A 25,887-nucleotide genomic window follows, 5' to 3' on the forward strand; every position below is an offset into this window, starting at 1 on the left:
TTTGGCAAAACTAAAGCCGTTTCCCAAGACTGCAAGTCCATTTGACAAAATTAGTCGTGAATTACGCTCTTATTAGTACGACCTTTTTCAGCGCGAAAAATAATCGCATAATCACCACTCTCAAGAGGCTCATCTTTGCAAAATAAGTCAATCCCGTGCCACTATCGAGAACATGACCGAGCCTTTCAACAACTATGGCATGCGCGCCGAAACACGCGTACAATGTCCCGATGAACGATGTGCGCACACTTTCTCCAGAACATATCTTGGTCTGCCCGCAATGCGATGCAGCCTATAATTTGGCGCGCCCGAAAACAGGCGAACGTGCCGTCTGCGCAAGGTGCCACACCGTACTCATTCGAAACAAACATGAAGCTGGTATCCAAATTATCGCGTTATCATTGGCCATCGCGATTTTGATTGTTGCTGCAACGTTTTTTCCGTTTCTGACGATCAATGCCGCAGGGGCCAGCAACTCAGCGTCTTTGTTGGATGCAGCCTTGGCCTTTAGCGACGGGCCCTTGATGATTTTATCACTGACCACCGCAGCCTTGATTGTTGTGGTGCCTTTTGTGCGTGTTATTTTAACAGTCTACGTGTTGTCGCCGATTGTCTTAAATCGCCCCCCCGCACGCGGAGCCATGGGTGCATTTCGCCTTTCAGAAGCCCTTAGACCGTGGTCTATGGTGGAAATATTCGCGCTTGGCTGTGCTGTCGCTTTGATCAAAATCAGTGACCTCGCAGATGTATCTTTTGGTTCGGCATTTTGGATGTTTGCCGTACTTGTCTTTTTGGTTGTCATTCAAGACAATTTGATTTGTAGGTGGTCGATATGGGACTCGCTGGAGACACCCAAGAAATCTTAAGTGCGAAAGACATCGGCGTCATTGCATGCACGCGATGTACCCGCGCTTGGCCTGCGGGCACCACAACCTGTGGGCGTTGCGGAGCATCCATAAAGCCCAACAATAACAAAAGCCTGCAACGGGTTTGGGCGCTATGGCTGGCAGGTCTCATGTGCTACGTGCCCGCCAACATGTACCCTATGCTGCAAACCCGTACGCTGCTTCAGGTTCAACAAGATACCATAGTCGGAGGCGCAATCGAGCTTGTTCATCACGACGCAATTGGTATTGCGATCGTCATCTTGCTTGCAAGTGTGGTCATTCCTCTGGGTAAATTTATCGCCATCGCCTTCCTAGCAATTTCTGTGACCAAACGGTCGTCAATGTCCAACCATCAACGGCAACTCTTGTTTGAAATCGTAGAAGCCATAGGTCGCTGGTCGATGATTGATATCTTTGTCGTTGCGATCATGTCATCTTTGGTGCAACTGGATACTCTGGCGGCCATTAATCCAGGTATTGCAAGCCTGTTTTTTGCCCTATCTGTGATTTTCACTATGCTTTCTGCGCAAGCCTTCGACACCAAAATGATCTGGGATACGCCCCAAAAGCGTCAAGGAACAACTGAACATGACTGACACCCCGACAACCGTCACCATCGAGCCTGTGCGCGGATCTTTATTAAGCCGCCTCTCCGTTGTGTGGATCGTCCCGCTGTTGGCGCTGGTGATTGCTCTTGGCGTCGCGTGGAAATCCTACAGTGACCGCGGGCCGCTCATTTCCATTGAATTTGAAAACGGTGCGGGCATTGCCAAACGCGAAACAGAGCTACGGTATCGTGATATCGCGGTCGGGGTTGTCGAAGATGTCAAATTTTCCAAAGGCTTAGAGACTGTGGTCGCATTTGTGCGACTTGAAAAAGACGTGGCCCCGTATGTTGATGCCGCCTCCTCGTTTTGGGTTGTACAGCCCGAACTCAGCACGCGTGGCGTCACAGGGCTCGATACGGTTTTAAGCGGTGTCTATATCGAAGGCTCATGGGACAGTGATATCGATGGCGCGCAAGATCATTTTATTGGATTATCCGATGCGCCGTTGTCTCGCCATGGCAAAGAAGGCTTAGAAATCACCCTGCGCACAACACCCGGTGGCTCGATCACAGATGACAGCTCGATCTCTTTTCGCGGCATCGAAGTCGGGCGCGTTGGCACTGCAACCATTTCCGAGCAAGGCAATTTCGCAACAGCCAAAGCGATCATTTATCACCCCCACAGTCGGTTGATTTCTCCGTCTACGCGGTTTTGGGATACCTCCGGATTTACATTTTCTGTTGGTCCAAGTGGTGCCGAGATCGATTTTTCATCCGTAGCCACATTGATTGGCGGCGGACTGACGTTTGATACCTTTGTGTCAGAAAGCGGCGTCGTGCGCGAAGGCGCTGAATTTGATGTTTACGAAGATGAAACCTCGGCGCGAAACAGTCTTTTCAATGCCTCCGAAGTGGAGGTGTTGGAAATGCGCGTTGTCTTTGATGAAAGCGTGTCCGGACTGGCCGTGAACGCCCCTGTTGAGCTGAACGGGTTGCGCATTGGTAAAGTGGGCAGCGTCTCTGGTATTGTCGGACAAGACGCCGCAGGACAACGCCGCGTATTGCTGAATGCTGTTTTATCCATCCAGCCTGCCCGCCTCGGCTTACAACAAGACGTTACCCCAGAAGCCGCGCTGAACTTTTTAACAGAACGTATCAACGACGGGCTGCGCGCACGTCTTGCCTCGGCGGGGCTTTTGTCGGCGGGACTTAAAATCGAACTGGTGCAAGTTGAGAATGCACCGCCCTATGAGGTCGAATCTGGCCCCGGCATTGTTCCGGTCATTCCGACCACCGAGAGCCAAATTTCCGATGCCACAGCAACAGTTGAAGGCGTGATCAACAGGATCAACAACCTGCCGATTGAAGCACTTATGTTCAGTGCCATTCAGTTGCTGAACAGCTCTGAGGCCTTGATTTCAGACACGGATTTGCGCGAAACACCGCAAGATTTACGAGCCTTGCTGAACGATGTACGCGGGATTGTAGCCTCGCAAGACATGCAAAAAATTCCCGTCACCTTGAATGCGACAATCAGCCGTTTCGAGACCCTTTTGACCCAACTTGAAGACGGACAAATGGCCTCAAAACTGGTCACGGCGCTGGACGCAGCAGCCAAAGCCGCAGACGGGGTGAATACATCTGTCGAAGGTGTGCCCGCGCTCATCACGCAGCTCCAAGCCGTCGCCGCAAAAGCGGAAAGCCTGCCTCTTGCGGATTTGACAACACAGTTGACCGCGCTCACGTCTTCTGCCGATCAAATACTTGGAACAGAGGCGGCAAAAAAATTACCCGCAGACCTTGGCGCGGCGCTGAATGAACTTAACGAGACATTGGCAGAACTGCGCAGAGGTGGCGCTGTGACAAACATAAACGCAACGCTAGACTCTACGCGTAAAGCCGCTGATGCTGTTGCAATCGCGACCCAAGACCTGCCAACACTGGTCGAACGTATTCAACGTGTTTTGACTCAAGCAAGTGCCACCATCGAAGGCTATAACAAGGGCGATGTGATCAGCCGCGACGCACAAGCTGCCCTGCGTGACATTTCGCAGGCTGCTGACGCCATGACATCACTGGCACGCATGCTAGAACGCAATCCAAACTCACTCATTCGAGGACGATAACGATGACCCTTTTCAAAGCTGCCCTTGTTGGAGCCACCCTCGTTCTCGCGTCCTGTGGAGCCGCCCCAGACCGCTATACTGTGACGGCCCCTGTTGTGACAGAAAAGCTGCGCATCGGATTTAGCGCTGTTGAAGTGAGCGATGTCTCATTGCCAACATATGCAGCAGCCGATGAAATTGTGGTTCAAGATGCCACTGGGAAACTGGTTCCTAGCGGCGCGGCCCTTTGGGCCGATACCCCAGAGCGCTCTGTCGCCTTGGAACTCACTCGCAATCTCGCCAAGCTTACAAATGCCCGCGTGGCCTCTGAGCCTTGGCCGTTTGAGGCTTTCCCTGATGCCCGTTTAGATGTTCGTTTTGAAAGTCTTGTTGCTCAAGCTGATGGGCAATTCCGCGCCACGGGACAGTATTTTGTCGGCGTCACAGATGAACGACGCGAACGTTCGGGGCTGTTTGATCTAACCGTGCCATTTGACACAACAGGCGGCCCCCAAGCTGTGGCGCAAGCACGCGGCCAAATCATTTTGGATCTCGCAACTTATATCGCCAGCAAGGGCCTGAAATAACGTAAATCGCGGGCTGTAAGCGACCAAAATCGACGCACATGTAAAATTTGGCTAGCCGCAGTGTCTCACTGTCGGCAAAAACGTGGTGAGGTTATAAGCGCGGATCACAGGTCGGCAGTCACTCCGTATCATTTCCGATTTCGGTATGCAGTTGTTCCACATCAGTTCCGTTGCTCTCACCCCTCGCACCAACTGTCTTGTTTTGTAACACTCTCCATTTCCTCAGTCTCGAATTCAAATAGTTTCAATTTATCGGATGTGACTTAAACGAATCTTCACTCCTTCAAGGCATTCCTCAGAGTTTATGGACACTCGCGTCCAATTTCACTGCAACTCGCACCGGACCTCTGTGGACAATTATCCTGCGCGATGAGGAGAGACTGATGAACGTTTTTAAGAAAATCAAATTAGCGCAAAAATTGCCCATGGCGATGATTGGCTTAACGGCCTTGGCAATCTGTGTGTCTGGGGTCGTTTCCTATTCGCATGCCTCTAAGGCCCTCTTGCGCGAAGCTGAAGAAAAACTCTCAACCATTGCCGAGGCGCGCCAAATAGAATTACAATCATTGTTAAACGGCATTGATGGTGATCTACGCAGTCAATCAAATAACCCAACGGTGCTGTCCGCAATACGTGGATTTGGCGAAGCTTGGCGCGTTCTTCCAGATGATCCCACAGCCTATCTTCAAGGCGTTTATATCGATCAAAACCCGAATATCGAAGGCGAAAAGCACCTCCTCGATGCGGCAGAAGATGGGTCTGGCTACAGTCGGGTCCACAAGCTTTATCACTCTTATTTTCGCAACATCGTTGACGAAAAAGGCTATAATGATGTCTTCATTTTCAACTTAGACGGCGACCTCGTGTACTCCGTTTTCAAAAAACACGATTATGCAACGAACTTTATCAACGGCCCATTCAAAGACACCGGTTTGGGAGCCACTGTAAAGGCTGTTATCGCAGCATCGACTGATTCCGCCGCCATAGAAAATACAAACGTTATATTTGAAGATTTTCAAGCTTATGCCCCCTCTCACGGCGCACCTGCGTCCTTTATTGGAGCACCTATCGTCGACCGACGAGGTGCACACAAAGGCGTCATAGCGTTTCAAATATCAATGGATCAATTCAATTCAATCACACAACGCATGACAGGCCTAGGCAGCACAGGCGAAACATATCTCGTGGGATCTGATTTGAAATTGCGAAACGACCGGATCCACTCAGAAGGCAGTGCTGCCTTGGTTCCAACCGTGGACAACCAAGCTGCACGCCAAGCAATCGCCGGTGAAACAGGTTTGGTACGTGAAACTGAGGTCGCCTCAGAGTTAGGCCATGTTCACGAACATCTCGCAGCTTATCTTCCGATTGATTATCATGGAATACGCTGGGGTTTTATTGCCGAGCAGACGATCGAAGAAATTTTATTACCCGCCAATCACTTACGCAATGAAATGGTCCGTGATGGCCTATTGATGATCATTGCCGCGGCCATAATCACCTATCTCATTTCTCGAACGATTTCCAATCCTCTGTCTCGTGTTGAAAACTCCATGCGCAAAGTCTCCGCAGGTGATTTCTCTGGTGATGTGCCTGGTACCCACCGCGGCGATGAAATTGGCGGCATCGCCAACGCTCTTGATGAATTTCGCAACGCTCTGGGGCGAGCTGAAAAAGCCACAAGCGACGGCCTATTCAAAGGCGCCGCATTTGAAGGGTCTTCCGCCGCTTTGATGATGATAGACCAAGACTTCACCATCACATATATGAACACAGCGGCCCTTACGCTTATGATGGATCATCAAGAAACATTCCAAGGCCTGTTCCCTGACTTTGACGCTCAAGACCTTGTCGGGAAAAGCATCGACGTTTTCCATAAATCGCCCGAACACAATCGCAAAATTCTTTCTGATCCTTCAATGATGCCATATGCGACTGACATTAAAGTTAGAGATGTATATTTCTCTCTGGACATCAATTCGGTCAGCGATCTCGATGGCAAACAAATTGGATGCGTCTTGGAATGGAAAGACGTTACAGAAATCAGAACCAGCGCGGCCATCATTGCAGCTCTCGACGCCAATCAAGCGAAAGCAGAATTCGATCTCTCAGGCAATTTGGTCTGCGCAAACAAGAGCTTTACACAAATGACTGGGCTTGAAAACGAAGCTCTCATCGGGCTTAAACATGATGATTTATTTAAGTCTTATCCCGTCCAAGAACCTGAGCATGAATCCATTTGGAAACAATTGCTGGATGGCGACAGCATTTACGGACGCTTCAATTTTATATCGAAGAACGGCGACGGGGCCGTGTTAGATGGAACATTCTGCCCAGTCAAAGACGCTAGCGGCAAACCATTTCGTATTATTATGCTCGGAACAGACATAACTGAAAACGAAAGGGCACTCCGCGATGCTCAAATCGAGCAAGAGAAAATGAAAGCTGAGCAGGATAAAGTTGTTGAGAGCCTGAGAGTTGGCTTGAAACGCCTTGCAGATGGCGATCTAACGAACACGATCACCGAACCTTTTTCTCAGGATTACGAAACACTTCGCTGCGACTTCAACCTCGCGATGACAAACTTATTGGATGCGATGAGCAGCGTTGTCGAAAACGCAGGCAAGATCCGTGGTGAAGCAAGTGAAATTTCGATCGCGGCAGATAATCTATCTCACCGTACAGAACAGCAAGCTGCAACTCTTGAAGAAACTGCCACGGCTTTGGATCAGCTAACATCATCCGTGAGCTCAGCTGCTGAGGGCGCAAATGAAGCAAGTGAAATGGTCGCCTCAGCCAAAGCAAACGCTGAAGCATCCGGTGTCGTAGTGCAAGAAGCCGTCGAAGCTATGAGTGAAATTGAAACCTCCTCAAATCAAATTTCAAAAATCACTTCGGTCATTGATGATATTGCATTCCAAACCAATCTCCTTGCTTTAAATGCCGGCGTCGAGGCGGCAAGGGCCGGCGAGGCTGGCCGTGGGTTTGCTGTTGTCGCCTCTGAAGTTCGAACCCTTGCACAAAGATCGTCGGAAGCGGCACGTGAAATCAATGATCTTATATCTAAATCAGGTTCCTTAGTGAAACGAGGGGTCGGTCTCGTCGGCCAAACAGGAGACGCTTTGAAAGGCATTGTGAGCTCAGTATCCGAAATTGCGAACAATGTTTCCGAAATTGCGGAATCGTCTCGTGAGCAATCAAGCGGACTTGCCGAAATCAATGCAGCGGTAAATCAACTAGATCAGGTCACTCAACAAAATGCGGCAATGTTTGAGGAAACCACTGCTGCCAGTCACGCTCTCACAAGAGAGGCGGAAAACTTGAATGTTACGACATCACGATTTGTGACCACTTCCATCGATACAAAAAGTCCCCCTAGTGTCGTTAAGGCAGACTTCACAACAAAAGTTCCTGACACAATCAACCACAAGACACATCCAACGGAAAGTGTCCAACGCGTGGCAAATCTACCAGACCAATCGACACGAAACATGATCAGCGATGACTGGGAGGATTTCTAGCTTACTCATCGCACTTCCATACATCACCAAAAACAATATTACAGGAATGTCATGTGAACCAATATCGTGTACTTATAGTCGATGACTCTCCCACAATGCGGCGCTTAATTCGCTCTCTCCTTGAAAAAGATTCGAGGGTTTTGGTTGTCGCAGAGGCTGGCACCGCGCGAGAAGCACGAGATGCCGTCAACACGTATAAACCGGACGTAATTTCACTTGATGTTGAAATGCCGAATATGAGTGGGCTTGAGTTTTTAGAAAAACTGATGCGACATAGGCCAATGCCTGTGGTGATGGTCAGCACGTTGACAAAAAAAGGCAGTTCAATTGCAATAAAAGCACTTTCCCTTGGTGCAATTGAATGCGTTGAAAAACCTAAGCTCGGCCAGCAGAAAGACACATTCTCAAACCTAGCAGACTCCATAGTTATGGCAGCGCAGGCTAGGATGAGTTTACGCCCATCGAGACAGCTCACTCCCACAATAAAACCCCAAAGACGTTTTAAAAGAATTTGTTTACTTGGGGGATCAACGGGAGCAGTCGACGCATTGGAGCGTGTACTACTTAAATTTCCTGTAAATTGCCCGCCTACGCTCATTACACAACATATGCCAGAGCCATTTCTTGTTAGTTTTGCCGCGAGATTAAATCATATAATGGCACCCAAAGTATCGTTGGCGCAAGACGGGCAGTCAATTCTACCAGGGACTGTAATGATTGCACCAGGCGGTAACTTCCATTTAAACATTTCGAAACAACATGATTATCGTGCGACTTTACTTAAGGGGCCTCCGGTTTCTGGCCACCGGCCGTCAGTTGACTCAATGATGCTCTCCGCAGTTCACGCAGCTCCACAAATTGTTGCAGGGATATTAACTGGTATGGGGCGCGATGGAGCAAAAGGTATGTGCGAATTGCGTGCGAATGGCGCAAAAACTTTAGGTCAATCGAAAGAGACTTGTGTTGTATTTGGTATGCCCAAAGTGGCTGGGCAATTGGGAGGGATCGAAAAGTGGGTAGATATTGACAACTTCGGTGATGAAATGCTTGCTTTAGCGGAAATTCCGGCTCGGGCGGCTGCCCTATGACAAATACTTCACAAAAAACATTGCAAGGAAAGTCAACTTATATCTCCCAAGGAGAATTTGCTGTCGAAAGTTCGCCTGATGTGACTATTTCCACCATCCTTGGTTCTTGTATCGCGGCCTGCATTTGGGATCCCGTCGTACAAGTAGGTGGGATGAACCATTTTCTGTTACCCGGTGGACCTCAAACCTCAGAAGAAGGTGTCAATTCGCTTGGCGCAAATGCAATGGAATTGTTGATCAATACCCTGACGCGTTCAGGGGCTCAAAAAAAACGTCTCCGAGCGAAAGTCTTTGGCGGTGCGGAAATGTATCGCGGCCTGACTGATGCAGGCCCCCGTAACGTAAAATTTATTCTAAGCTACTTGGAGCGTGAAGGCATCCCTTGTGAGGCTCAAAGCTTGGGGGGATCACAAGCTAGACGTATCGAATTCACCCCCGCAAACGGCCGTGCGCGTCAGAAATTAGTTGAAGATGCTCACATCATAGAAACCGAGCCAAAGGTTGCATCATCGAGTGATGTTGAATTGTTTTAGTTCGAAATAGCACCTTTCAGCCTTTTATTTGGTAATCCTTGCTGCAACAAAGACAGTTTTAACTCGGTTACATTAGCAGACCATGCCGCGCTGTTAGATCATTATCTGGTCACTTACGCTCAATGCGGTTGGTGTTTCTTATGGGCGGCACCATATAACCAAAGAACCGAATGAAAGCAGCGCGCCATAGCCTCAGTTGCGCTGCGCGCATCAACTTTATTGGTTACCGAATCCGCAACTGGCTATCAGGATCAAAAAAGACAGCTTTTCCCATATTAAACGACAGCGTCGTATACGTTTCTGGGACCACTTGTGCGTCTGCACGCAGCCGCGCAATCACTTCTTTACCGCCCAATTTTGTCACCGCGAAGGTGTCAGACCCTGCGGGTTCGACCACTTCGATCAAGCATTCTGCGTCGACAACATTTTGAGCTGTACGATCAGCACCTTCAGGGTCCGTCAAAGCCTCAGGCCGGATACCAAAAATCACTTGCTTGCCGACATAAGACCGCATCGCCGGTGTGTCTTCCACAGGTAACAAAATTGGCGCGTTTTCTGTATCCGACAACTGCACTTTCAGCCCATCTTCGTCTATAATCTGAGCAGTCAAAAGGTTCATGGATGGCGAGCCCATGAACTCCGCCACAAACATGTTGGTCGGATTGTTGTAAACATCGTCTGGCGTACCAAACTGTTGTAGATACCCATCTTTCAATACGGCAATTTTAGTCGCAAGCGTCAGGGCTTCGATCTGATCATGGGTGACATAAACGATTGTTGTGCCCATGCGCTTGTGCAAGCGCTTGATTTCGGTCCGCATATCAACACGCAATTTCGCATCAAGGTTCGACAACGGTTCATCGAACAAAAACACCTGCGGATCGCGCACCAAAGCACGCCCCATCGCAACACGTTGCCTTTGACCACCGGACAATTGACTGGGCTTACGATGGAGAAGCTCGCGGATTTGCAATGTATCGGCGACCTTGTTGATGGCCTCTTCACGTACGGCTTTGTCGATCTTGCGGATTTCCATACCAAAGCTGATATTTTGAGCCACTGTCATATTGGGGTAGAGCGCGTAGGATTGGAACACCATAGCGATGTCTCGCTGCGACGGGTGAAGCCCCGCGACAGATTCAGGGCCGATTTTGATGTCGCCAGAGGTGATTTCCTCGAGGCCTGCAATGGTGTTCAAAAGCGTGGATTTCCCACATCCCGATGGACCAACCAGCACCAGAAAGCCACCGTCTTCGATTTCGAGATCAATGCCCTTTAGGACTTCGACGGTCCCGTAGGATTTTTTAAGATTCTCAATTGTTAGAGATGCCATGTCTTTATCCTTTGACTGCGCCGGCCATCAAGCCGCGCACGAAGTATCGTCCTGAGACGATGTAAACAAACAGTGTGGGGAGCGCAGCCATGATCGCGCCAGCGAAATGTACGTTGTACTCTTTCACCCCAGTCGAGGAATTCACGAGGTTGTTGAGCGCCACGGTCATCGGCGTCGAATCGAACCCCGAGAAAGACGCACCAAACAAAAAGTCATTCCATTGATTGGTGAACTGCCAAATCACTGTAACCACGATGATTGGCCCAGAACTCGGGAGCAAAATACGCATGAATATCTGCATGAACGACGCGCCGTCGATCTGAGCCGCACGGATCAATTCGGTTGGGAATGCTGCATAATAATTGCGGAAGAACAGCGTCGAGAACCCAATTCCATAAACAAAGTGAATAAGGATCAAACCTTGAATCGTACCCGAGATGCCCAAGAACCCAAGAACTTTTGCGGCGGGAATCAATACGATTTGGAAGGGAATGAAACAGGACAGTAGAAGCATGGCAAACACAGCGCCATGGCCTTTGAACTGCCACTTCGTAAGCACATACCCATTCAACGCCCCTACAATCGTCGACAAAGTAACGGCCGGAATAACGATCATAAAAGAGTTCATGAAGTAGGGTTTTAAGCCTGTCGCCTCGACACCAATCTGCGCGTTGGACCATGCATCGCGCCAAGGCTCCAACGTCCAAACATTCGGCAGGGCCATCAAATCACCGCCGCGGATTTCATCAAGGGGCTTGAACGAATTTGCGACCATCACGTAGAGCGGCAACAGATAGTAAATCACGAAAAAGATCAAAACAGTGTAGATCAAGGCACGCGTCATCCGCGATCCAGCTACGGCGTTATCTTGAGAAATACGGCTCATTGCTGGTCTCCGCTTTTCAGCTCACTGTAGACATATGGCACGATGATCGAAAAAATCATGATCAACATGATGATCGCCGATGATGCGCCGACGCCCATTTGGTTGCGCGTAAATGTGTAGGAATACATAAAGGTCGCGGGCAGTTCTGTCGCACGTCCAGGACCACCACCTGTAAGGGCAATCACCAAATCGTAAGCCTTAATAGCCAAATGCGCGAGCACCACAAAAGCAGACAAGAACACTGGGCGCATCATGGGAATGATAATCCGACGATAAATCGTGACGCCACTTGCACCGTCAATCTGGGCCGCCTTGATAATTTCGTTATCGACACCACGCAAGCCAGCCAAGAACATCGCCATAACAAACCCTGAGGATTGCCAAACAGCGGCCATCACAACCGTGTAGATCGCATAATCGCGGTTTTTGATCCAATCAAAATGAAAGCTGGCCCAGCCCCATGCATGCATCGTGTTTTCAATACCGATGCCAGGGTCCAAGAACCATTTCCATGCAGTACCGGTGACGATGAACGACAAGGCCATTGGGTAGAGGTAGATCGGGCGAATGAACCCTTCTGCGCGAATTTTTTGGTCTAACAGGATCGCAAGAAAAAGCCCTAAAGCAGATGAAATCCCAATGTAGAGAATGCCAAAAATGGCCAAGTTGGTGACGGCCGTATTCCAGTGGCGCAGTCCAAACAGCCTGCTATAGTTTTCAAAACCCACCCAGCCATATGACGGAAGCATCTTGGAATCGGTCATCGAAAGATAGCCAGTGTAGAGGATGAATCCGTAGACGAACAACACAACCAGCAAAAAGCTGGGCGCGAGCACAAGTCTGGGAATCCATCGCTGGATGAGAAATTTCATGAGATGTCTCTGATCATTGTTGGGAAAGGTTGCAGGGCCTTGATAGCCCCATCAGCTTTGAAATATGCCGCGCAATCGAAACTGCGCGGCATAAGTTTAGAAACGTCAGTTTTTATTGTGCGTCGAGTACAGCGTTGACCATTTCTTCTGCGGCTTCAGTCGCGTCATATTCACCGTTGAAATGCGCGGTCACAACGTCGTAGATCGCGTTTTTAACAGCTGCAGGATTGGCGTGACCATGCGCCATGGAGCCATAAAGACCACCACCTGCATTGGCTTCGGCAAAGTCGGCCATGCCTTTTTTACCGCAATCGTCGAACGCATCGTTTGGCACATCTGTACGTGCAGGAACTGAGCCTTTGACCACGTTAAACGCCGATTGGAAAGCTGGGCTCATCACCGCAGAGGCCATCGCCATTTGGCTGTCAGAGGCTTCACCTTGATCGAACATCACGAATTGGTCTGAGTTGAATGTGACCAAACCTTGTGTACCAGGGAAACGGATACAAACAAAATCTTCACCCGGTGTTTTGCCCGCTTTCAAGAATTCGCCTTTGGCCCAATCGCCCATCATTTGCATGCCAGCGGTGCCTTCGATCACCATCGCGGATGCGAGGTTCCAGTCACGACCAGAGAAGTTATCATCCACGTAAGAGCGCAAAACTGCCATGCGATTGAAGGCTTCAACCATCATGTCGCCACCAAGCGCGTCTTCGTCCATGTCGATGAAGGCCGCTTTGTAGAAATCAGCGCCAAGACCCAAGACAACGGCATCAAAAATTGTCGCGTCTTGCCATGCTTGGCCTCCATGCGCCAAAGGCGTGATACCATTGGCTTTCATCGCATCAAGAACTGTGACGAGTTCTTCCCAGCTTGTCGGGGCTTTTCCGCCAGCGGCATCAAGCGCAGCTTTGTTCACCCAAACCCAGTTGGTTGAGTGCACGTTTACGGGCGCTGCGATCCAGTTGCCATCATGCTTTGAGAAATCTTGCAATGCAGCAGGGACAACGGCGTCCCAACCTTCAGCTTCGGCAACGGAATTCAAGTTCGCCAAATTGCCGGTTGAACCCGCCCAATCTTTGATGTCGAAACCGAGCATCTGAGCCGCAGTTGGCGCATCACCAGCCACAACGCGTGCGCGCAAAACGGTCATCGCATCGCTGCCGCCGCCGCCCGCGATTGGCATATCTTGCCAACCAACACCTTGGCTGGCCAAATCATCTTTCAACACACCCAAAGCGGCCGCTTCGCCGCCTGCAGTCCACCAATGTAGAACCTCTACATCATCGGCTGACGCCATGCCTGCAAAAGCTGAAACCGCGGCTGCGGCCACGGTTGTCTTTAAAAATTTATTAATTTTCATATCTCATTCCTCCCTTGAGATCCGAAGATATTCCTCGGCCTTGCTGCATTTATAACGTTGTAAACATCACCTCTGTCAAGTAAGATTTTTTGTTAAAATCTAAGATTACGTTAAAAATAATAAGGGTGATTAAATGTATATCGATATATTTTTTGAACGCGCCTATAACGTGCAAGGAGGATGAACGATTTAAAGTATGCCACAAAAAAGCACATCAAAGCGACTCACGCTTAAAACCGTTGCGGATACTGCGGGCTTGGCCGTGACCACGGTGTCAAAAGCACTTGCAAACGACCCCAAGATCGCGCTTGCAACACGGGAGCGTGTGCAGAAGATTGCGATTGAATTGGGCTATGTACCGGATCGCGCGGCGCAGCGTTTACGCACAGGAAAGACCAAGGTGATCAGCCTTGTACTGGATCGCCATGACGAACTTTTCGGCTTTAGTAACTCGTTGATTTACGGTCTGATGCAAGCCTTGGAAAACACAGGTTACCACTTGGTCATCACGCCACATTTTGCAGGGGGCGAAGGGGTTTCTGCTGTCGAACATATCGTCAAAAATCATTTGGCAGACGGCATAATAATCACACGGACATCACCGACAGACGAACGTGTGAGATATCTTATGGAGGCTGGTTTCCCATTTGTTTCACATGGGCGAACAAATTTTGGCACGCCACATTCCTATTTCGACTTTGATAACGAACGCTTCGCAGAACTCGCGGTAGAACGACTTGCAGCGAAGGGGGCAAAAAAAGTTGGCATGATACTGCCCCCAGAGTGGTTGACCTTTCATCAATACCTTATGTCAGGCCTCATTCGCGCGGCGAATAAACATGGTCTGGAATACGTATTCGCAGACAACGTGACCTTAGACAGCACTTTAGATGAAATAAACGCTTGGGCCACGGAAATTGCCAAAAGCCCTGACCGCCCTGACGCCTTTATCTTTGTCGGTGAGGCATCCTATTGTGCAGCTCTCAGTGCTTTTCGCAAATGTGGATTGACACGATCAAGAGATTTTGAGGCCGTGGTCAAACGCAACTCAGAGCTCATCCACCAAATCGATGACGGCGTAGATCTTGTTTTTGAAGACATTCAAAAAGCAGGTAAAGCAATGGGTGAATTTCTGCTCAATCAGCTGAATAACCCATCAGATCCGCCACGACACTATATTGACGCTCCGTGACACCTACGCGAGGTTAGAAAGAGGTGAGGCGACCAGTTTCTCACCGCTCATCTCACCCACTCATTCAGTCACATCTTTTACGCACGCTTAACGTGCTGCGTTTGTACGCCAAGCTTATCAATACCAAGACGAAGCGTTTCACCGCCAGACAGGTATTTCGGCGGCGTCAATCCCATGCCAACACCTGGAGGCGTTCCGGTGGAGATGACATCACCAGGCTGCAAGCTCATGAACTGAGAACAATAGGCGATGAGATGTGGAACTTTATAGACCATCGTCGATGTTGACCCATTTTGGTAACGAACGCCATCAACCTCAAGCCAAAGCCCAAGCGCATCAAAATCGCCAACCTCGTCAGGTGTCACCAGCCACGGGCCAGTTGGGCCGAAAGTGTCACAGCCTTTGCCTTTATCCCATGTGCCTGCCCGCTCGATTTGATACTCACGTTCGGACACATCATTGATGACGCAGAACCCAGCGATGTGGTCCAACGCATTGGCCTCATCAATGTAGCTGCCACCCTTGCCGATAACGATACCAAGCTCGACTTCCCAATCGGTCTTTTTCGACCCCTTCGGAATGAGTACATCGTCATCAGGACCAACGATAGCGGATGTCCATTTGTTGAAAATAACGGGCTCTGGCGGGACCTCTAATCCACTTTCAGCGGCGTGATCGGCATAGTTCAGGCCGATGCACACGAACTTGCCCGTTTGACCAACACATGACCCAAGGCGCAAATCGTCCTGCGGCGTGCCTGTGACAATTGGCAAGCTGTTAACATCTAAGGCTTTAAGGCGCGCAATGGTTTCTGGCAGCAGGGCTGCGCCCGCAATATCTGTAACGTGATCCGACAAGTCACGGACCCGTCCATCTGCATCAAGGCAACCGGGTTTTTCTTGACCCTTGGGGCCGTAGCGCAATAATTTCATGTGGTCCTCGAACTTCTATAAATGTAGGTTCCGCAGCCCCCACAAGGGAACTGCGGCAATGTTAAAATCAATCGTAAAGAACGGCCTGAATTTCGGCGTTATCGATGTTGGATTGATCGTAGTAGTAGAAACCCGTGTCGATGACCGCTGGAAGCGTTTCACCGTTTTTCGCAGCCAAAGCCGCTTTTACGGTTTCATAGCCAATGCCAACTGGGTTCTGTGTGATCGCGCCAGCCATCAAGCCTGCACGAATTGCGTCGGTCTGTGCTTTACCAGAGTCGTAGCCGATGATGGTCACGCCTTCTGTGCCCATTTCGCGGGCGGCGTTCACGATACCAATCGCAGAACCTTCGTTGGTGCCAAACATACCGTTCAGATCAGGGTTCGCCGTCAAGATCGCTTTCGCAACCTCAGTAGATTGCAACTGATCACCCGCACCGTATTGGACGCTGACAACTTCAATATTAGGGTAATTCGCTTCGATTTGGTTCAAGAAACCATCACGGCGGTCAATACCAGTACGGCTTGTTTGGTCATGTGCAACAACGGCCACTTTACCTGTTCCACCTAGGAACTCAGCCATTTTGTCAGCAGCCAAAGCCGCCGCTGCAACGTTATCTGTTGTTGCAGTGGACGCAGGAATGTCACTGTCGACACCGCTGTCAAACGCGATGACAGGAATGCCAGCTTCATGCGCTTGACGCAAAAGCGGGATGGCAGCTTGACTGTCGAGCGCGGCAAAACCGATTGCCGCAGGATTGTTTGCCAAAGCAGCAGCCAACATGTCGATCTGACGATCAACCATAGTTTCATTATCTGGGCCTTCGAATGTGATGCGAACACCGAATTCTTCAGCCGCTTGATCGGCACCTGATTTCACAGCCTGCCAGAACTGGTGCTGGAAGCCTTTTGAAACGAGTGGGATGTAAAGTTCATCTTGTGCAAATGCGGCTGGCGCAGATGCGATTGCAATGGACGCACTCAGTGCGGCGACGAGGGTACGACGTGACAACATGATGGTTCCTCCTAAGTTGTCGATGATGCAGCCCGGATCTCCTCCCGGACAACGAAATTTTTATCTTTATTTGGCGTTCTTACGGCGCATCATATCGGCGTAAACAGCCAGAATGATGATCGCGCCAGTGACAACGGTTTGCCATTCTTGAGCCACGGACAAAACACGCAGACCGTTGGTCAACACCGCCATAATCAACGCACCAATGAGTGAGCCAAGTATAGAGCCACGCCCACCGGACAATGACGTCCCGCCGATGACAACTGCTGCAATCGCTTCAAGTTCATATCCAAGACCCAGTGCAGGTTGCGCAGAGTTCAAACGTGACGCAATCAGCAAACCAGCGATGCCAACGATAGAGCCTGCAAGCGCATAGATCGCGATTTTCCAACGATCCGTGTTCACACCAGACAGGCGCACAGATTCTTCATTAGAACCAAGTGCAAAGCAGTAACGCCCCAGCACTGTGCGGTTCAAAATGTAAGCTGTGGCCCCTGCGACGATGAACAAAATCAGCACTCCATTGGGAATTGGCAGACCAGGCAGAACCTCACCAATCAAAGACCCGCGAGAGATTTCGCTAAAACCCGGAGTGTCATTGAAATAGATCGGCCGCGTGCCTGAAATCACAAGGCTGAGGCCTTTGAGGATCAACATCATACCAAGGGTTGCGATGAACGGTGGGATCGCCATTTTGGCCACAAAACTGCCAGAGCAGGCACCACAAAGCGCGCCTGTCAAAACCGCCGCAAGTACGCCCAAGGGCAGAGGTAAGCCAGCATAGGTCAAAACAACGCCAGTGATCACCGCACAAAATGTCATCATTGTCCCAACAGACAAATCGATACCACCCGTGATAATCACCAAAGTGACCGCAATCGCCAGAACGCCATTCACAGACGTAGCCTGCAAGATGGCCAGCATATTAGAAGTTTGCATAAAGTTCGGAGAGGCGATTGAAAAACCGATCAGTAGCACAACCAAGCTGGCGAAGGCCAAAACGCGTTGGTGCGTGCCTGCTGCAATGATCTTTGAAAGGGTCGATTTGGGCGCATCAACTGCTGTCGTGGTCATGAGAGGTCCTCCATTGCACTCAACGCAGTGTCGCGTTGTGTGGCCAATTCCATAATCTGTTCTTGTGTGGTGCTTTCACCGCCAGGCAAGATCCCGGTCAGCCGTCCTTCGCACATCACCGCGATACGGTGGCTGAGACGCATCACCTCAGGCAGTTCAGACGATATCACGATGATCGCACGTCCCTGTGCCGCGAGGTCTTCAAGCAAAGCGTAAATTTCTGATTTCGCGCCGATATCGATGCCGCGTGTTGGCTCATCAAAGATCAACACATCACAGTCGCGTAACAGCCATTTGGCTATCACGACTTTTTGCTGGTTCCCGCCAGAGAGCAACCGCACGTCTTGGGTGTCAGACGGTGTGCGAATGCCCAATTTTTCAATGTAATCAATCGCGATGTCCCGCATTGCGTTTTCATCCAACACGCCTGCGCGATTGGTAAATTGCGTCAAATTGGCCATCGCGACATTCGCACGCACGGTCATATCAACGGCCAGACCAAAATGTTTACGGTCCTCCGATAGATAGCCAATGCCAGCTTCAACAGCGGCATGGGGCGTGCGGATATCAACAGATTGGCCCGCGACCAAAATCTCGCCCGCGTCACGCGGATCAGCGCCAAAAATGATCCGTGCCACTTCGGTGCGCCCTGCCCCCATCAAACCGGCAAAGCCCAAAATCTCGCCCTTGCGCACATCAAAGCTGACATCACGCACCTCTTTGCCACGCGACAAGTTCCGCACTTCCAAAGCGACAGCATTTTGTGATGTATCAGGAATATCAGGGCCGTTTTGTGTGACTTCACGCCCCACCATCAACTGGATGATCGTCTTTAGCGGCGTGTCGGCTGCTTCAACCGTATCAATATAAGCCCCATCGCGTAGAATAGTCACGCGGTCAGCGATGCGTTTGATCTCATCCATACGGTGACTGATATAAACAATGCCAACACCGTCGGCTTTAAGCTTATCGATAACCTTGAACAGTTCGGAAATCTCTGCGTCATTCAACGCAGCTGTTGGTTCGTCCATGATCAAAACGCGCGGATTGTACGACAACGCCTTGGCGATTTCTATCAACTGCTGACGCGCAATGGTTTGCGTGCCAACCTTGGTACGCGGGTCCATCGCCAAATTGAGCGAGGCAAAAATCTCTGCGGTTTTGGCATTGAGCGCGGGCTCATCCAAACGCCCAAAACTGCGACGTGGTTCGCGTCCGATCAGCACGTTTTGCGCTGCGGTCAGATCGTTCATCAAGCTGAGCTCTTGGTGAATGATGCCGATTCCCAGACCTTGCGCAGCACGTGGGCTGTCAGGGGACACAGGTTTGCCATCGACAAACATTTCACCGCCGTCAGGCACATAAATGCCGGACATGATTTTCATCAGGGTCGATTTGCCCGCACCATTTTCCCCCATAAGGGCATGGACTTCGCCGGGTTTCAGATCGAATTGCACGCCTTTAAGCGCATGAACGCCCGGAAAGCGTTTTTCGATCCCTTTCATCTCAACTAAATAGCTCATGATTTCGGCTCTCCCCAACCTTGAATCGCGTTGCTAGATGGTGACGCCACCGTCAACCAGCACCGTTTGTCCCGTCATGAAACTGCTGCCATCGGATAGCAGATGCACAACTGTGGGCGTTAAATCGTCTACAGTGGCCAAACGCCCCATAGGTTGACGCGCGATGAAGTCTTTTTCCGCTTGAACAGGATCAGGCGCGCCAGCGATGCGGCCTTGCAATGCAGGCGTATCTACAGTGCCGGGGCAAAGCGCGTTACACCGCAGGTTTTGAGTTACAAAATCAGCGGCAATCGCTTTGGTCAAGCCGATGACAGCGGCTTTGGTCGCACCGTAAGCCGTACGGTCTTTGAAGCCTTTTTCAGACGACGCCATAGACGCCATGTTCAAAATCGACGCTGTCCCCTCGGTCTCTGCACGACGCAAAAGACCGGGCACAAAGGCACGACACATGCGCACCATTGATGTCACGTTCAGATCAACTGAAAACGCCCATGCTGCATCATCAAGCTCTAGAATAGATCCATGATGCACGATGCCCGCACAGTTAAACAATCCGTCCAAATCGGGCAGGTCGGCGGCAAGCGCATCAATGGCGGCAACATCTGTTACATCCAGGACACGGGTTTCAATACCGCTGACACCAGACAGGTTTTCCAGCAAATCACCGTTGATATCAGTGGCAATCACACGCGCCCCAGCAGCAGCACAGGCCCGCGCACTCGCAGCACCGATCCCTTGGCCCGCAGCTGTAATGAGAATTGTTTTGTTTGAAAGCGTCATATCAGTCCCCATGATCACATCACCGCGCCAATTTGCCATGGCACGAATTCAACGCCACCAAATCCAAGCTCTTCGCTTTTTGTCAGCTCGCCTGACGCGATGCGAATAAACGTCTCGAAAATGTCGCGACCTTTGTCATTCAAGGTCGCCCCTCCGCTGACAATATCGCCGCAATTGATGTCCATGTCGTCAGACATCCGCGCGTACATTTCGGAATTGGTAGCGACTTTAATACAAGGCGTCGGCATGTACCCCGACACCGATCCGCGCCCTGTCGTGAACACAATCAAGTTTGCACCAGAGGCGATTTGCCCCGTCACAGAACAAGGGTCGAACCCCGGGCTGTCCATAAAGACAAAGCCCTTTTTATCAATTTTTTCACCAAACAGATAGACATCCGTTAGGGGCGCGCTTCCGCTTTTCGCGACGGCACCAAGGGATTTTTCCAAGATCGTGGTCAAGCCACCGCGTTTGTTGCCGGGACTTGGATTGTTGTCCATCTCACCGTGGTTACGCGCTGTGTAATCTTCCCACCAGCGCACCCGTTCGATCAGTTTTTCACCGACCTCGACCGTTTCAGCGCGGCGGGTCAACAGATGTTCCGCGCCATAAATTTCAGAGGTTTCCGACAAGATCGTGGTGCCGCCATGACGCACCAACAAATCAGATGCAACGCCCAGCGCAGGGTTGGCCGTGATGCCCGAATAACCATCAGAGCCACCACATTGCATCCCCACCATCAGATGAGAAACCGGAGCAGGTTCGCGCGTGGCCGTGTTGGCCAAAGCAGCAAGACTGCGCAGCTCGGCCAAACCTTTTTCGATGGTTTTACGCGTGCCACCCTCGTGCTGGATCGTCATGTAACGCAATGCACCATCAGCACGGATCGGACGACCGCCAACAAGCGCAGAAACCTGCATCACTTCACAGCCAAGTCCGATCAAAAGGATACCGCCAAAGTTCGGGTGCTGAGCATAGCCCGACAACGTACGGAACAAAGTGGCATAGCCCTCGTTCTCGCCCGACATGCCACAACCTGTCCCGTGAGTGATCGGTACGATGCCGTCGATGTTTGGGAAATCATCCAGCAAGCCGGACTTTTCAGCCGCCTCTGCGATGAATTTCGCGACAGAACCTGAACAGTTCACTGAGGTCAAAATACCAAGGTAATTGCGCGTACCAACACTTCCGTCTGTGCGATGGTACCCATTGAAGGTGCGTTGATCTGTGATCGGTTCAAGCACTTTGGCCTCACTTGCGTGGGCGTAATCATTGGTGTGCTCGCCCATGCCGAGATTTTGAACATGCACATGTTCGCCCGCAGCAATATCCGTCGTGGCCTGACCGATTGTTTGACCGTAGCGCAGCACATTTTGACCTGCACTGATCGGCGCGATGGCAATCTTATGCCCCTGCTTCACAGCCTGCTGCACCGTCACGCCAGTAGATGCCTCAACCTCGCCGGCTGCAATATCGGCCAATGCGACCGCGACATTGTCTTGCGAATGTAGAATGAGCATACGGGATGGCTGGGTCATTGGTGTAGTACCTTTGTCTAAGCGGCTTGGCGTTTCCTTCTGTAGTTCTAGCTTGACTTGAATCACCTGTCAACTAACATGTCAGTGCGGGAGGCAAAAATGGACGACCACAACATCACGCTCGATATCAACAGTCTGGATGGCCCTTTGGGTCAGCGCGTCTACACAGTGCTGCGTGACCAGATTTTGACGATGGCATTCAAACCGGGAACCGTGCTGCGCAAGGGCGTACTGTGCGATCAGTTGGGTGTGTCACGTTCGCCGATGACGGAAGCCCTGAACCGGTTATCCTCTGAAGGACTGGTTGATATCATTCCGCAATCTGCCACCCGCGTTTCGCAATTCTCTATGTTTGAGTTGCGCGAAGAAAGTTTTCTGCGCGAAGCCATAGAAGTCGCCATCGTCGCAGAAGTCGCGCAGAACCGTACCGATGAACAACTGACCATTTTATCGCGCAACTTAAGACTGCAAAGCCTTCTGGTCGAAGACGCAGATTTTCAAGGGTTCTTTGAAGCTGACTTGGAATTTCACGCATTGATCTTGGCGTTCAGCGGCTTTCCAAAGGTCGCAGCCACCGCCGAGCAAATGTCCTTGCAATTGCACCGCGCACGGATGCTAATCTTGCCTGAACAAGGTCGCCCTGCCGAAGCCGTCGCTGAACATCACGCCATTCTGGCCTCAATCAAAGACCGTGATGCAGATGCGGCGCGTGCTGCCATGTCACGCCACCTTGGCCAATTGATCACACGTATTGAGCCTCTCGAACGACAACATGCCGAATTCTTTCGCCCAAACTGAAAAGATGAAACCCTATGAACCTAAAGCAAAAAAATGCACTCAATCAACGCACGCGTGTTCCGGTAAATTTGACGCAATTGGGGTTTGGCGCTGCGCCGCTTGGTAACCTGTATCGTAAAATTGAAGACGCCGATGCACAGGCCACGATACAAGCGGCATGGGACGCGGGCATTCGCTATTTTGATACGGCCCCGCAATACGGCTTGGGTCGATCTGAATTGCGCGTCGGACAAGGCCTTGGGCAACATGATCGCGACACGCTCACGTTATCGACAAAAGCAGGTCGAGTTCTGGAAGACTGCGCGCCTGAGGATGTCACCCCCGAAGCCTTTGTCGATGTGCCGCAAAAACGTATCGTGTTCGATTACACCTATGACGGCATCATGCGCAGCGTCGAAGACAGCACCAAGCGCCTTGGCATGGAGACATTCGACATGCTGTTTTTACACGATATAGATGCGGGCACCCACGGCGAAATGGGCGCCGAAGACAAGCTGCGCGAGCTGTTTGCCCATGGCGGCTACCGTGCTCTCACCGAATTGCGCGACGCCGGACGCATTACGGCGATTGGCGCAGGTGTGAACACATGGCAGATTTGCGAGCGTTTATTGAGTGAGGCCGATTTTGACGGCTTTTTGCTTGCGGGTCGATACACCTTGCTGGAACAAGACCCGCTCGAGACCTTCTTGCCGCTCTGCCTCAAACGCGATGTCGGAATCATTCTGGGCGGACCTTACAACTCCGGTATCCTCGCAACAGGTGCTGTAGAAGGCGCACGCTATGATTACGCCCCTGCGCCCGAACAGATACTGGCACGTGTGCGCAATCTCGAAGAAGTCTGCGCCGCCCATAACACGCCCTTGATCGCGGCTGCGCTTCAGTTTCCACTGGGTCATAGCGCCGTAAAATCGGTGATCCCCGGTGCCTCGACCCCCGACGAAGTCCGCCAAAATGTCAAAATCTTCGAAACGCCCATCCCTGCCGCGCTTTGGTCTGATCTAAAATCTCAAGGCCTTATCCGCCAAGACGCCCCAATCCCCGAGGAATGCCCAGATGCTTCGTAACATCCCGCCTATTTTGTCGCCTGATATCTTATGGAGCCTGCGCGCGATGGGGCACGGGGACGAGTTGGTCATCGTTGACGCCAACTTTCCCGCGACAGCACTGGGCGCGCGATGTCACCGGCTGGATGGCTTAACCGCGACAGACGTCTTAAAGGCCGTGCTCACGGTGATGCCTTTGGACAGCTATGTGCCAGACCCGGCCTTGGTGATGGAAGTCGTGGGCGATCCCGACGCAGTCCCGCCTATCGTGGCAGAGTTTCAGACCATCACGCTAGAGACAGCAGACAACCCTGTGACTTTGGGCAAATTAGAACGCTTTGCCTTTTACGATCGTGCGAAAACGGCCTTTGCAATCATCCAAACCGGTGAGACGCGTCTTTATGGAAATATCATCGTTAAAAAAGGCGTGATCGACCAATGATTATCGACGCTCATCAACATTTTTGGCAATTGACACGTGGCGACTATGATTGGCTGACGCCAGAAATTGCCCCTGTCTATCGCGATTTCATGCCAGACGACTTGGCGCCGCATTTGTCACGCAATGGCATCGACGGTACAATCTTGGTGCAGGCGGCTCCGACTGTTGCAGAGACAGGTTTTTTACTTAAGATCGCAGAGCGTACACCATTTGTTTTAGGAGTTGTAGGCTGGACAGATTTCACCGCAACAACTGCGGCAAACGACATCGAACAGCTTGCCAAGCACCCTAAACTGGTGGGCTTGCGTCCGATGATCCAAGATATCGCTGACGACACTTGGATGCTGCGTCCCGATCTTGCGCCAGCGTTTGAGGCAATGATCGAATACGATTTGACCTTTGACGCTTTGGTGCTGCCGCGACATCTGCCGCATCTGCGTGCGCTGCTGTCCCGCCACCCCAGATTGCGCACCGTCATTGATCACGGGGCCAAACCCGACATCGCAGATGCAAAGTTTGTGTCTTGGGCCAACGATATGGAAGCCATCGCGCATGACACCAATGCTTATTGCAAGCTGTCGGGTTTATTGACCGAAGCGGGCACGGATTGGACCAAGGCCGATGTCGCGCCCTACGTCACGCACTTGTTTGATAAGTTCGGCCCGCGCCGATTGGTCTGGGGCAGCGATTGGCCTGTTTTAACCTTAGCAGCCAGCTATGACGATTGGCACGAAATGGCGACTGCATTCATACCAAACGCATCGGATAGGAATTCGATTTTCGGCGCAAACGCCCTTGATCTGTACCGGCGCGCCTCAAAATGAATATGGGCTAAGTGTACTGAGACGCGCAGCGCGTTTCAAAATCATTTAGAAAAGCTTTGATCTGCTGCGCAAATGTCGGGTCTTGCAAGGTCTGTGCAATATCGCGTGCCGAAAGGTTCATAAGACTGAATCGCAAGAACAGGTCTGGCATAAAACGGCCACTCACCGTCGCCAAAACCAACCGCAGCTGCGCCAGCATATCATCCCCACGGTGAGAGGCGTGCAACAACACGATAGGTTTTACGATAATCTCGTCACGCGACACCAGCCAATCGATCGCATTTTTAAGCCCGCCCGGGATGGCACGCACATATTCTGGACTTGCGATGATAAGTCCGTCGCTGTCACGTATCATCTTTGCAAACGCTTCAACCGTCGCCGGCAAGGCACCGCCTTCAAAATCAGGCGAGAAAACCGGCAAGTCTGCGACGCCCGAGAACACCGTCACGGTATGATCCGGCGCAGCAATGTCTGAGACTGCATTGAGCATCGCTGTATTGGTCGATGTGGCGCGCGCACTGCCAGAAATGGCGAGAAAATTCATAGAGTCACCTTTAGGCCAGACGCGTGGCATTCAAAAAAATAAGGCCGTGTTTGGTCATCCGCATTGCGACACAAGCGCCGCATATTATTTACGCCTCAGGATGGCCATGCCCCCAAGCGGGCGAGCGAGGCCCACCATACGGCTGCAAGTTCACACAGAGCTGATAAATTGTCTTGCCGTCTTGGTCGAACACAAGATGCTTGGTCGCAAAGACAATATAACGGATTGGGTTCTCAGGTGTCGCGATTTTACCAACCCCATCAAGGCGATCCCAACCCTGATCATCAAAACGTTCACCGACATGCAAGGACATGAACGGAGATTTAGACTGGAACATCGCCACAGGTTTATGCGCACCAGAGATGTCACATAGAACAAGTTCGTAAAGATCAGGCATTGGGGCATACTCTTTCGTGAAATGGTACAGGGACCCTACCCCACCACAAGAACGTCACAAGCG

24 protein-coding genes are annotated in these 25,887 nt (G+C 51.1%); 12 read left to right on the forward strand and 12 right to left on the reverse strand.

Annotated features, from left to right (window positions below; all coding sequences use genetic code 11):
• The first annotated feature begins 230 nt into the window (after nucleotides 1-230).
• From KO503_RS11340 to KO503_RS11370, 7 genes are all read left to right on the forward strand, one after another.
• Nucleotides 231-866 (forward strand): paraquat-inducible protein A, encoded by a 636-nt coding sequence (locus KO503_RS11340; RefSeq protein WP_215991658.1) that lies wholly within the window; start codon nucleotides 231-233, stop codon nucleotides 864-866.
• Complete coding sequence (locus KO503_RS11345) at nucleotides 833-1,483, forward strand: paraquat-inducible protein A (protein ID WP_215991659.1); 651 nt, start codon at nucleotides 833-835, stop codon at nucleotides 1,481-1,483. Before KO503_RS11340 ends, KO503_RS11345 begins: the two co-directional genes overlap by 34 nt.
• Nucleotides 1,476-3,560 carry an intermembrane transport protein PqiB gene (locus KO503_RS11350; RefSeq protein ID WP_215991660.1) on the forward strand — a complete coding sequence of 695 codons (2,085 nt, stop codon included), beginning with the start codon at nucleotides 1,476-1,478 and terminating at the stop codon, nucleotides 3,558-3,560. Before KO503_RS11345 ends, KO503_RS11350 begins: the two co-directional genes overlap by 8 nt.
• Before the next feature lie 2 nt (nucleotides 3,561-3,562).
• Nucleotides 3,563-4,126, forward strand: a complete 564-nt coding sequence (locus KO503_RS11355; protein ID WP_215991661.1) for a PqiC family protein — start codon at nucleotides 3,563-3,565, stop codon at nucleotides 4,124-4,126.
• 383 nt (nucleotides 4,127-4,509) lie between these two features.
• Entirely contained in the window at nucleotides 4,510-7,647 is a 3,138-nt protein-coding gene (locus KO503_RS11360) for a methyl-accepting chemotaxis protein (protein WP_215991662.1), read from the forward strand.
• A 53-nt stretch (nucleotides 7,648-7,700) separates the two neighbouring features.
• Nucleotides 7,701-8,735, forward strand: a complete 1,035-nt coding sequence (locus KO503_RS11365; protein WP_303504683.1) for a protein-glutamate methylesterase/protein-glutamine glutaminase — start codon at nucleotides 7,701-7,703, stop codon at nucleotides 8,733-8,735.
• Nucleotides 8,732-9,268, forward strand: coding sequence for a chemotaxis protein CheD (locus KO503_RS11370; protein ID WP_215991663.1), 537 nt, complete (start codon nucleotides 8,732-8,734; stop codon nucleotides 9,266-9,268). Before KO503_RS11365 ends, KO503_RS11370 begins: the two co-directional genes overlap by 4 nt.
• A gap of 223 nt (nucleotides 9,269-9,491) precedes the next feature.
• Here KO503_RS11370 and KO503_RS11375 read toward each other — a convergent pair whose 3' ends face one another.
• The 4 genes from KO503_RS11375 to KO503_RS11390 form a co-directional block, all read right to left on the reverse strand.
• Entirely contained in the window at nucleotides 9,492-10,601 is a 1,110-nt protein-coding gene (locus KO503_RS11375) for an ABC transporter ATP-binding protein (protein WP_215991664.1), read from the reverse strand.
• A gap of 4 nt (nucleotides 10,602-10,605) precedes the next feature.
• Nucleotides 10,606-11,487 (reverse strand): carbohydrate ABC transporter permease, encoded by an 882-nt coding sequence (locus KO503_RS11380; RefSeq protein WP_215991665.1) that lies wholly within the window; start codon nucleotides 11,485-11,487, stop codon nucleotides 10,606-10,608.
• Nucleotides 11,484-12,359, reverse strand: a complete 876-nt coding sequence (locus KO503_RS11385) for a carbohydrate ABC transporter permease (RefSeq protein ID WP_215943929.1) — start codon at nucleotides 12,357-12,359, stop codon at nucleotides 11,484-11,486. The genes KO503_RS11380 and KO503_RS11385 overlap by 4 nt, the downstream gene beginning before the upstream one ends.
• A 112-nt stretch (nucleotides 12,360-12,471) precedes the next feature.
• Nucleotides 12,472-13,722, reverse strand: coding sequence for an ABC transporter substrate-binding protein (locus KO503_RS11390; protein WP_215991666.1), 1,251 nt, complete (start codon nucleotides 13,720-13,722; stop codon nucleotides 12,472-12,474).
• Between the two features lie 196 nt (nucleotides 13,723-13,918).
• Here KO503_RS11390 and KO503_RS11395 point away from each other — a divergent pair, with 196 nt between their 5' ends.
• The gene (locus KO503_RS11395; RefSeq protein WP_215991667.1) at nucleotides 13,919-14,914 is read left to right on the forward strand and encodes a LacI family transcriptional regulator; all 996 of its coding nucleotides are present in this window, start codon (nucleotides 13,919-13,921) and stop codon (nucleotides 14,912-14,914) included.
• Between the two features lie 77 nt (nucleotides 14,915-14,991).
• On the opposite strand, the gene KO503_RS11400 is transcribed toward KO503_RS11395, so the two are convergent.
• From KO503_RS11400 to KO503_RS11425, 6 genes are all read right to left on the reverse strand, one after another.
• Nucleotides 14,992-15,846, reverse strand: a complete 855-nt coding sequence (locus KO503_RS11400; RefSeq protein ID WP_215991668.1) for a fumarylacetoacetate hydrolase family protein — start codon at nucleotides 15,844-15,846, stop codon at nucleotides 14,992-14,994.
• Between the two features lie 67 nt (nucleotides 15,847-15,913).
• Nucleotides 15,914-16,861, reverse strand: a complete 948-nt coding sequence (locus KO503_RS11405) for an ABC transporter substrate-binding protein (RefSeq protein ID WP_215991669.1) — start codon at nucleotides 16,859-16,861, stop codon at nucleotides 15,914-15,916.
• Nucleotides 16,862-16,927: 66 nt separating this feature from the next.
• Nucleotides 16,928-17,935, reverse strand: coding sequence for an ABC transporter permease (locus tag KO503_RS11410; protein ID WP_215991670.1), 1,008 nt, complete (start codon nucleotides 17,933-17,935; stop codon nucleotides 16,928-16,930).
• Nucleotides 17,932-19,458 carry a sugar ABC transporter ATP-binding protein gene (locus tag KO503_RS11415; protein WP_215991671.1) on the reverse strand — a complete coding sequence of 509 codons (1,527 nt, stop codon included), beginning with the start codon at nucleotides 19,456-19,458 and terminating at the stop codon, nucleotides 17,932-17,934. The genes KO503_RS11410 and KO503_RS11415 overlap by 4 nt, the downstream gene beginning before the upstream one ends.
• Nucleotides 19,459-19,491: 33 nt before the next feature.
• Nucleotides 19,492-20,238 carry an SDR family oxidoreductase gene (locus KO503_RS11420; RefSeq protein WP_215991672.1) on the reverse strand — a complete coding sequence of 249 codons (747 nt, stop codon included), beginning with the start codon at nucleotides 20,236-20,238 and terminating at the stop codon, nucleotides 19,492-19,494.
• Between the two features lie 14 nt (nucleotides 20,239-20,252).
• Nucleotides 20,253-21,776: a UxaA family hydrolase gene (locus KO503_RS11425; RefSeq protein WP_215991673.1), complete on the reverse strand. Its 1,524-nt coding sequence runs from the start codon at nucleotides 21,774-21,776 to the stop codon at nucleotides 20,253-20,255.
• 99 nt (nucleotides 21,777-21,875) lie between these two features.
• On the opposite strand from KO503_RS11425, the gene KO503_RS11430 reads away from it, so the two are divergent.
• The 4 genes from KO503_RS11430 to KO503_RS11445 are packed head-to-tail and all read left to right on the forward strand — an operon-like array spanning nucleotide 21,876 to nucleotide 24,883.
• Nucleotides 21,876-22,574 carry a GntR family transcriptional regulator gene (locus KO503_RS11430; protein ID WP_215991674.1) on the forward strand — a complete coding sequence of 233 codons (699 nt, stop codon included), beginning with the start codon at nucleotides 21,876-21,878 and terminating at the stop codon, nucleotides 22,572-22,574.
• A 14-nt stretch (nucleotides 22,575-22,588) separates the two neighbouring features.
• Nucleotides 22,589-23,638 carry an aldo/keto reductase gene (locus KO503_RS11435; protein ID WP_215991675.1) on the forward strand — a complete coding sequence of 350 codons (1,050 nt, stop codon included), beginning with the start codon at nucleotides 22,589-22,591 and terminating at the stop codon, nucleotides 23,636-23,638.
• The gene (locus KO503_RS11440; RefSeq protein ID WP_215991676.1) at nucleotides 23,628-24,059 is read left to right on the forward strand and encodes an RbsD/FucU family protein; all 432 of its coding nucleotides are present in this window, start codon (nucleotides 23,628-23,630) and stop codon (nucleotides 24,057-24,059) included. Before KO503_RS11435 ends, KO503_RS11440 begins: the two co-directional genes overlap by 11 nt.
• Entirely contained in the window at nucleotides 24,056-24,883 is an 828-nt protein-coding gene (locus KO503_RS11445; protein ID WP_215991677.1) for an amidohydrolase family protein, read from the forward strand. The genes KO503_RS11440 and KO503_RS11445 overlap by 4 nt, the downstream gene beginning before the upstream one ends.
• A gap of 7 nt (nucleotides 24,884-24,890) precedes the next feature.
• Here KO503_RS11445 and KO503_RS11450 read toward each other — a convergent pair whose 3' ends face one another.
• Together KO503_RS11450 and KO503_RS11455 are read right to left on the reverse strand one after the other, a co-directional pair.
• Entirely contained in the window at nucleotides 24,891-25,427 is a 537-nt protein-coding gene (locus tag KO503_RS11450; RefSeq protein ID WP_215991678.1) for an NADPH-dependent FMN reductase, read from the reverse strand.
• A gap of 88 nt (nucleotides 25,428-25,515) precedes the next feature.
• Complete coding sequence (locus KO503_RS11455) at nucleotides 25,516-25,824, reverse strand: hypothetical protein (RefSeq protein ID WP_215991679.1); 309 nt, start codon at nucleotides 25,822-25,824, stop codon at nucleotides 25,516-25,518.
• Nucleotides 25,825-25,887: the final 63 nt, after the last annotated feature.

The sequence above is a fragment of the Pacificibacter marinus genome, from assembly GCF_018860505.1.
Lineage (GTDB): Bacteria > Pseudomonadota > Alphaproteobacteria > Rhodobacterales > Rhodobacteraceae > Celeribacter > Celeribacter marinus_B.

Excerpts from the sequence above, each read along its gene's own strand:
- KO503_RS11370 (WP_215991663.1), top strand. The coding sequence starts at position 8,732 with ATGACAAATACTTCACAAAAAACATTGCAAGGAAAGTCAACTTATATC.
- KO503_RS11390 (WP_215991666.1), bottom strand. The coding sequence starts at position 13,722 with ATGAAAATTAATAAATTTTTAAAGACAACCGTGGCCGCAGCCGCGGTT.
- KO503_RS11385 (WP_215943929.1), bottom strand. The coding sequence starts at position 12,359 with ATGAAATTTCTCATCCAGCGATGGATTCCCAGACTTGTGCTCGCGCCC.
- KO503_RS11455 (WP_215991679.1), bottom strand. The coding sequence starts at position 25,824 with ATGCCTGATCTTTACGAACTTGTTCTATGTGACATCTCTGGTGCGCAT.
- KO503_RS11350 (WP_215991660.1), top strand. The coding sequence starts at position 1,476 with ATGACTGACACCCCGACAACCGTCACCATCGAGCCTGTGCGCGGATCT.
- KO503_RS11345 (WP_215991659.1), top strand. The coding sequence starts at position 833 with ATGGGACTCGCTGGAGACACCCAAGAAATCTTAAGTGCGAAAGACATC.
- KO503_RS11435 (WP_215991675.1), top strand. The coding sequence starts at position 22,589 with ATGAACCTAAAGCAAAAAAATGCACTCAATCAACGCACGCGTGTTCCG.
- KO503_RS11340 (WP_215991658.1), top strand. The coding sequence starts at position 231 with ATGAACGATGTGCGCACACTTTCTCCAGAACATATCTTGGTCTGCCCG.
- KO503_RS11375 (WP_215991664.1), bottom strand. The coding sequence starts at position 10,601 with ATGGCATCTCTAACAATTGAGAATCTTAAAAAATCCTACGGGACCGTC.
- KO503_RS11420 (WP_215991672.1), bottom strand. The coding sequence starts at position 20,238 with ATGACGCTTTCAAACAAAACAATTCTCATTACAGCTGCGGGCCAAGGG.
- KO503_RS11430 (WP_215991674.1), top strand. The coding sequence starts at position 21,876 with ATGGACGACCACAACATCACGCTCGATATCAACAGTCTGGATGGCCCT.
- KO503_RS11405 (WP_215991669.1), bottom strand. The coding sequence starts at position 16,861 with ATGTTGTCACGTCGTACCCTCGTCGCCGCACTGAGTGCGTCCATTGCA.
- KO503_RS11415 (WP_215991671.1), bottom strand. The coding sequence starts at position 19,458 with ATGAGCTATTTAGTTGAGATGAAAGGGATCGAAAAACGCTTTCCGGGC.
- KO503_RS11395 (WP_215991667.1), top strand. The coding sequence starts at position 13,919 with ATGCCACAAAAAAGCACATCAAAGCGACTCACGCTTAAAACCGTTGCG.
- KO503_RS11425 (WP_215991673.1), bottom strand. The coding sequence starts at position 21,776 with ATGACCCAGCCATCCCGTATGCTCATTCTACATTCGCAAGACAATGTC.
- KO503_RS11440 (WP_215991676.1), top strand. The coding sequence starts at position 23,628 with ATGCTTCGTAACATCCCGCCTATTTTGTCGCCTGATATCTTATGGAGC.
- KO503_RS11400 (WP_215991668.1), bottom strand. The coding sequence starts at position 15,846 with ATGAAATTATTGCGCTACGGCCCCAAGGGTCAAGAAAAACCCGGTTGC.
- KO503_RS11380 (WP_215991665.1), bottom strand. The coding sequence starts at position 11,487 with ATGAGCCGTATTTCTCAAGATAACGCCGTAGCTGGATCGCGGATGACG.
- KO503_RS11355 (WP_215991661.1), top strand. The coding sequence starts at position 3,563 with ATGACCCTTTTCAAAGCTGCCCTTGTTGGAGCCACCCTCGTTCTCGCG.
- KO503_RS11445 (WP_215991677.1), top strand. The coding sequence starts at position 24,056 with ATGATTATCGACGCTCATCAACATTTTTGGCAATTGACACGTGGCGAC.
- KO503_RS11450 (WP_215991678.1), bottom strand. The coding sequence starts at position 25,427 with ATGAATTTTCTCGCCATTTCTGGCAGTGCGCGCGCCACATCGACCAAT.
- KO503_RS11360 (WP_215991662.1), top strand. The coding sequence starts at position 4,510 with ATGAACGTTTTTAAGAAAATCAAATTAGCGCAAAAATTGCCCATGGCG.
- KO503_RS11410 (WP_215991670.1), bottom strand. The coding sequence starts at position 17,935 with ATGACCACGACAGCAGTTGATGCGCCCAAATCGACCCTTTCAAAGATC.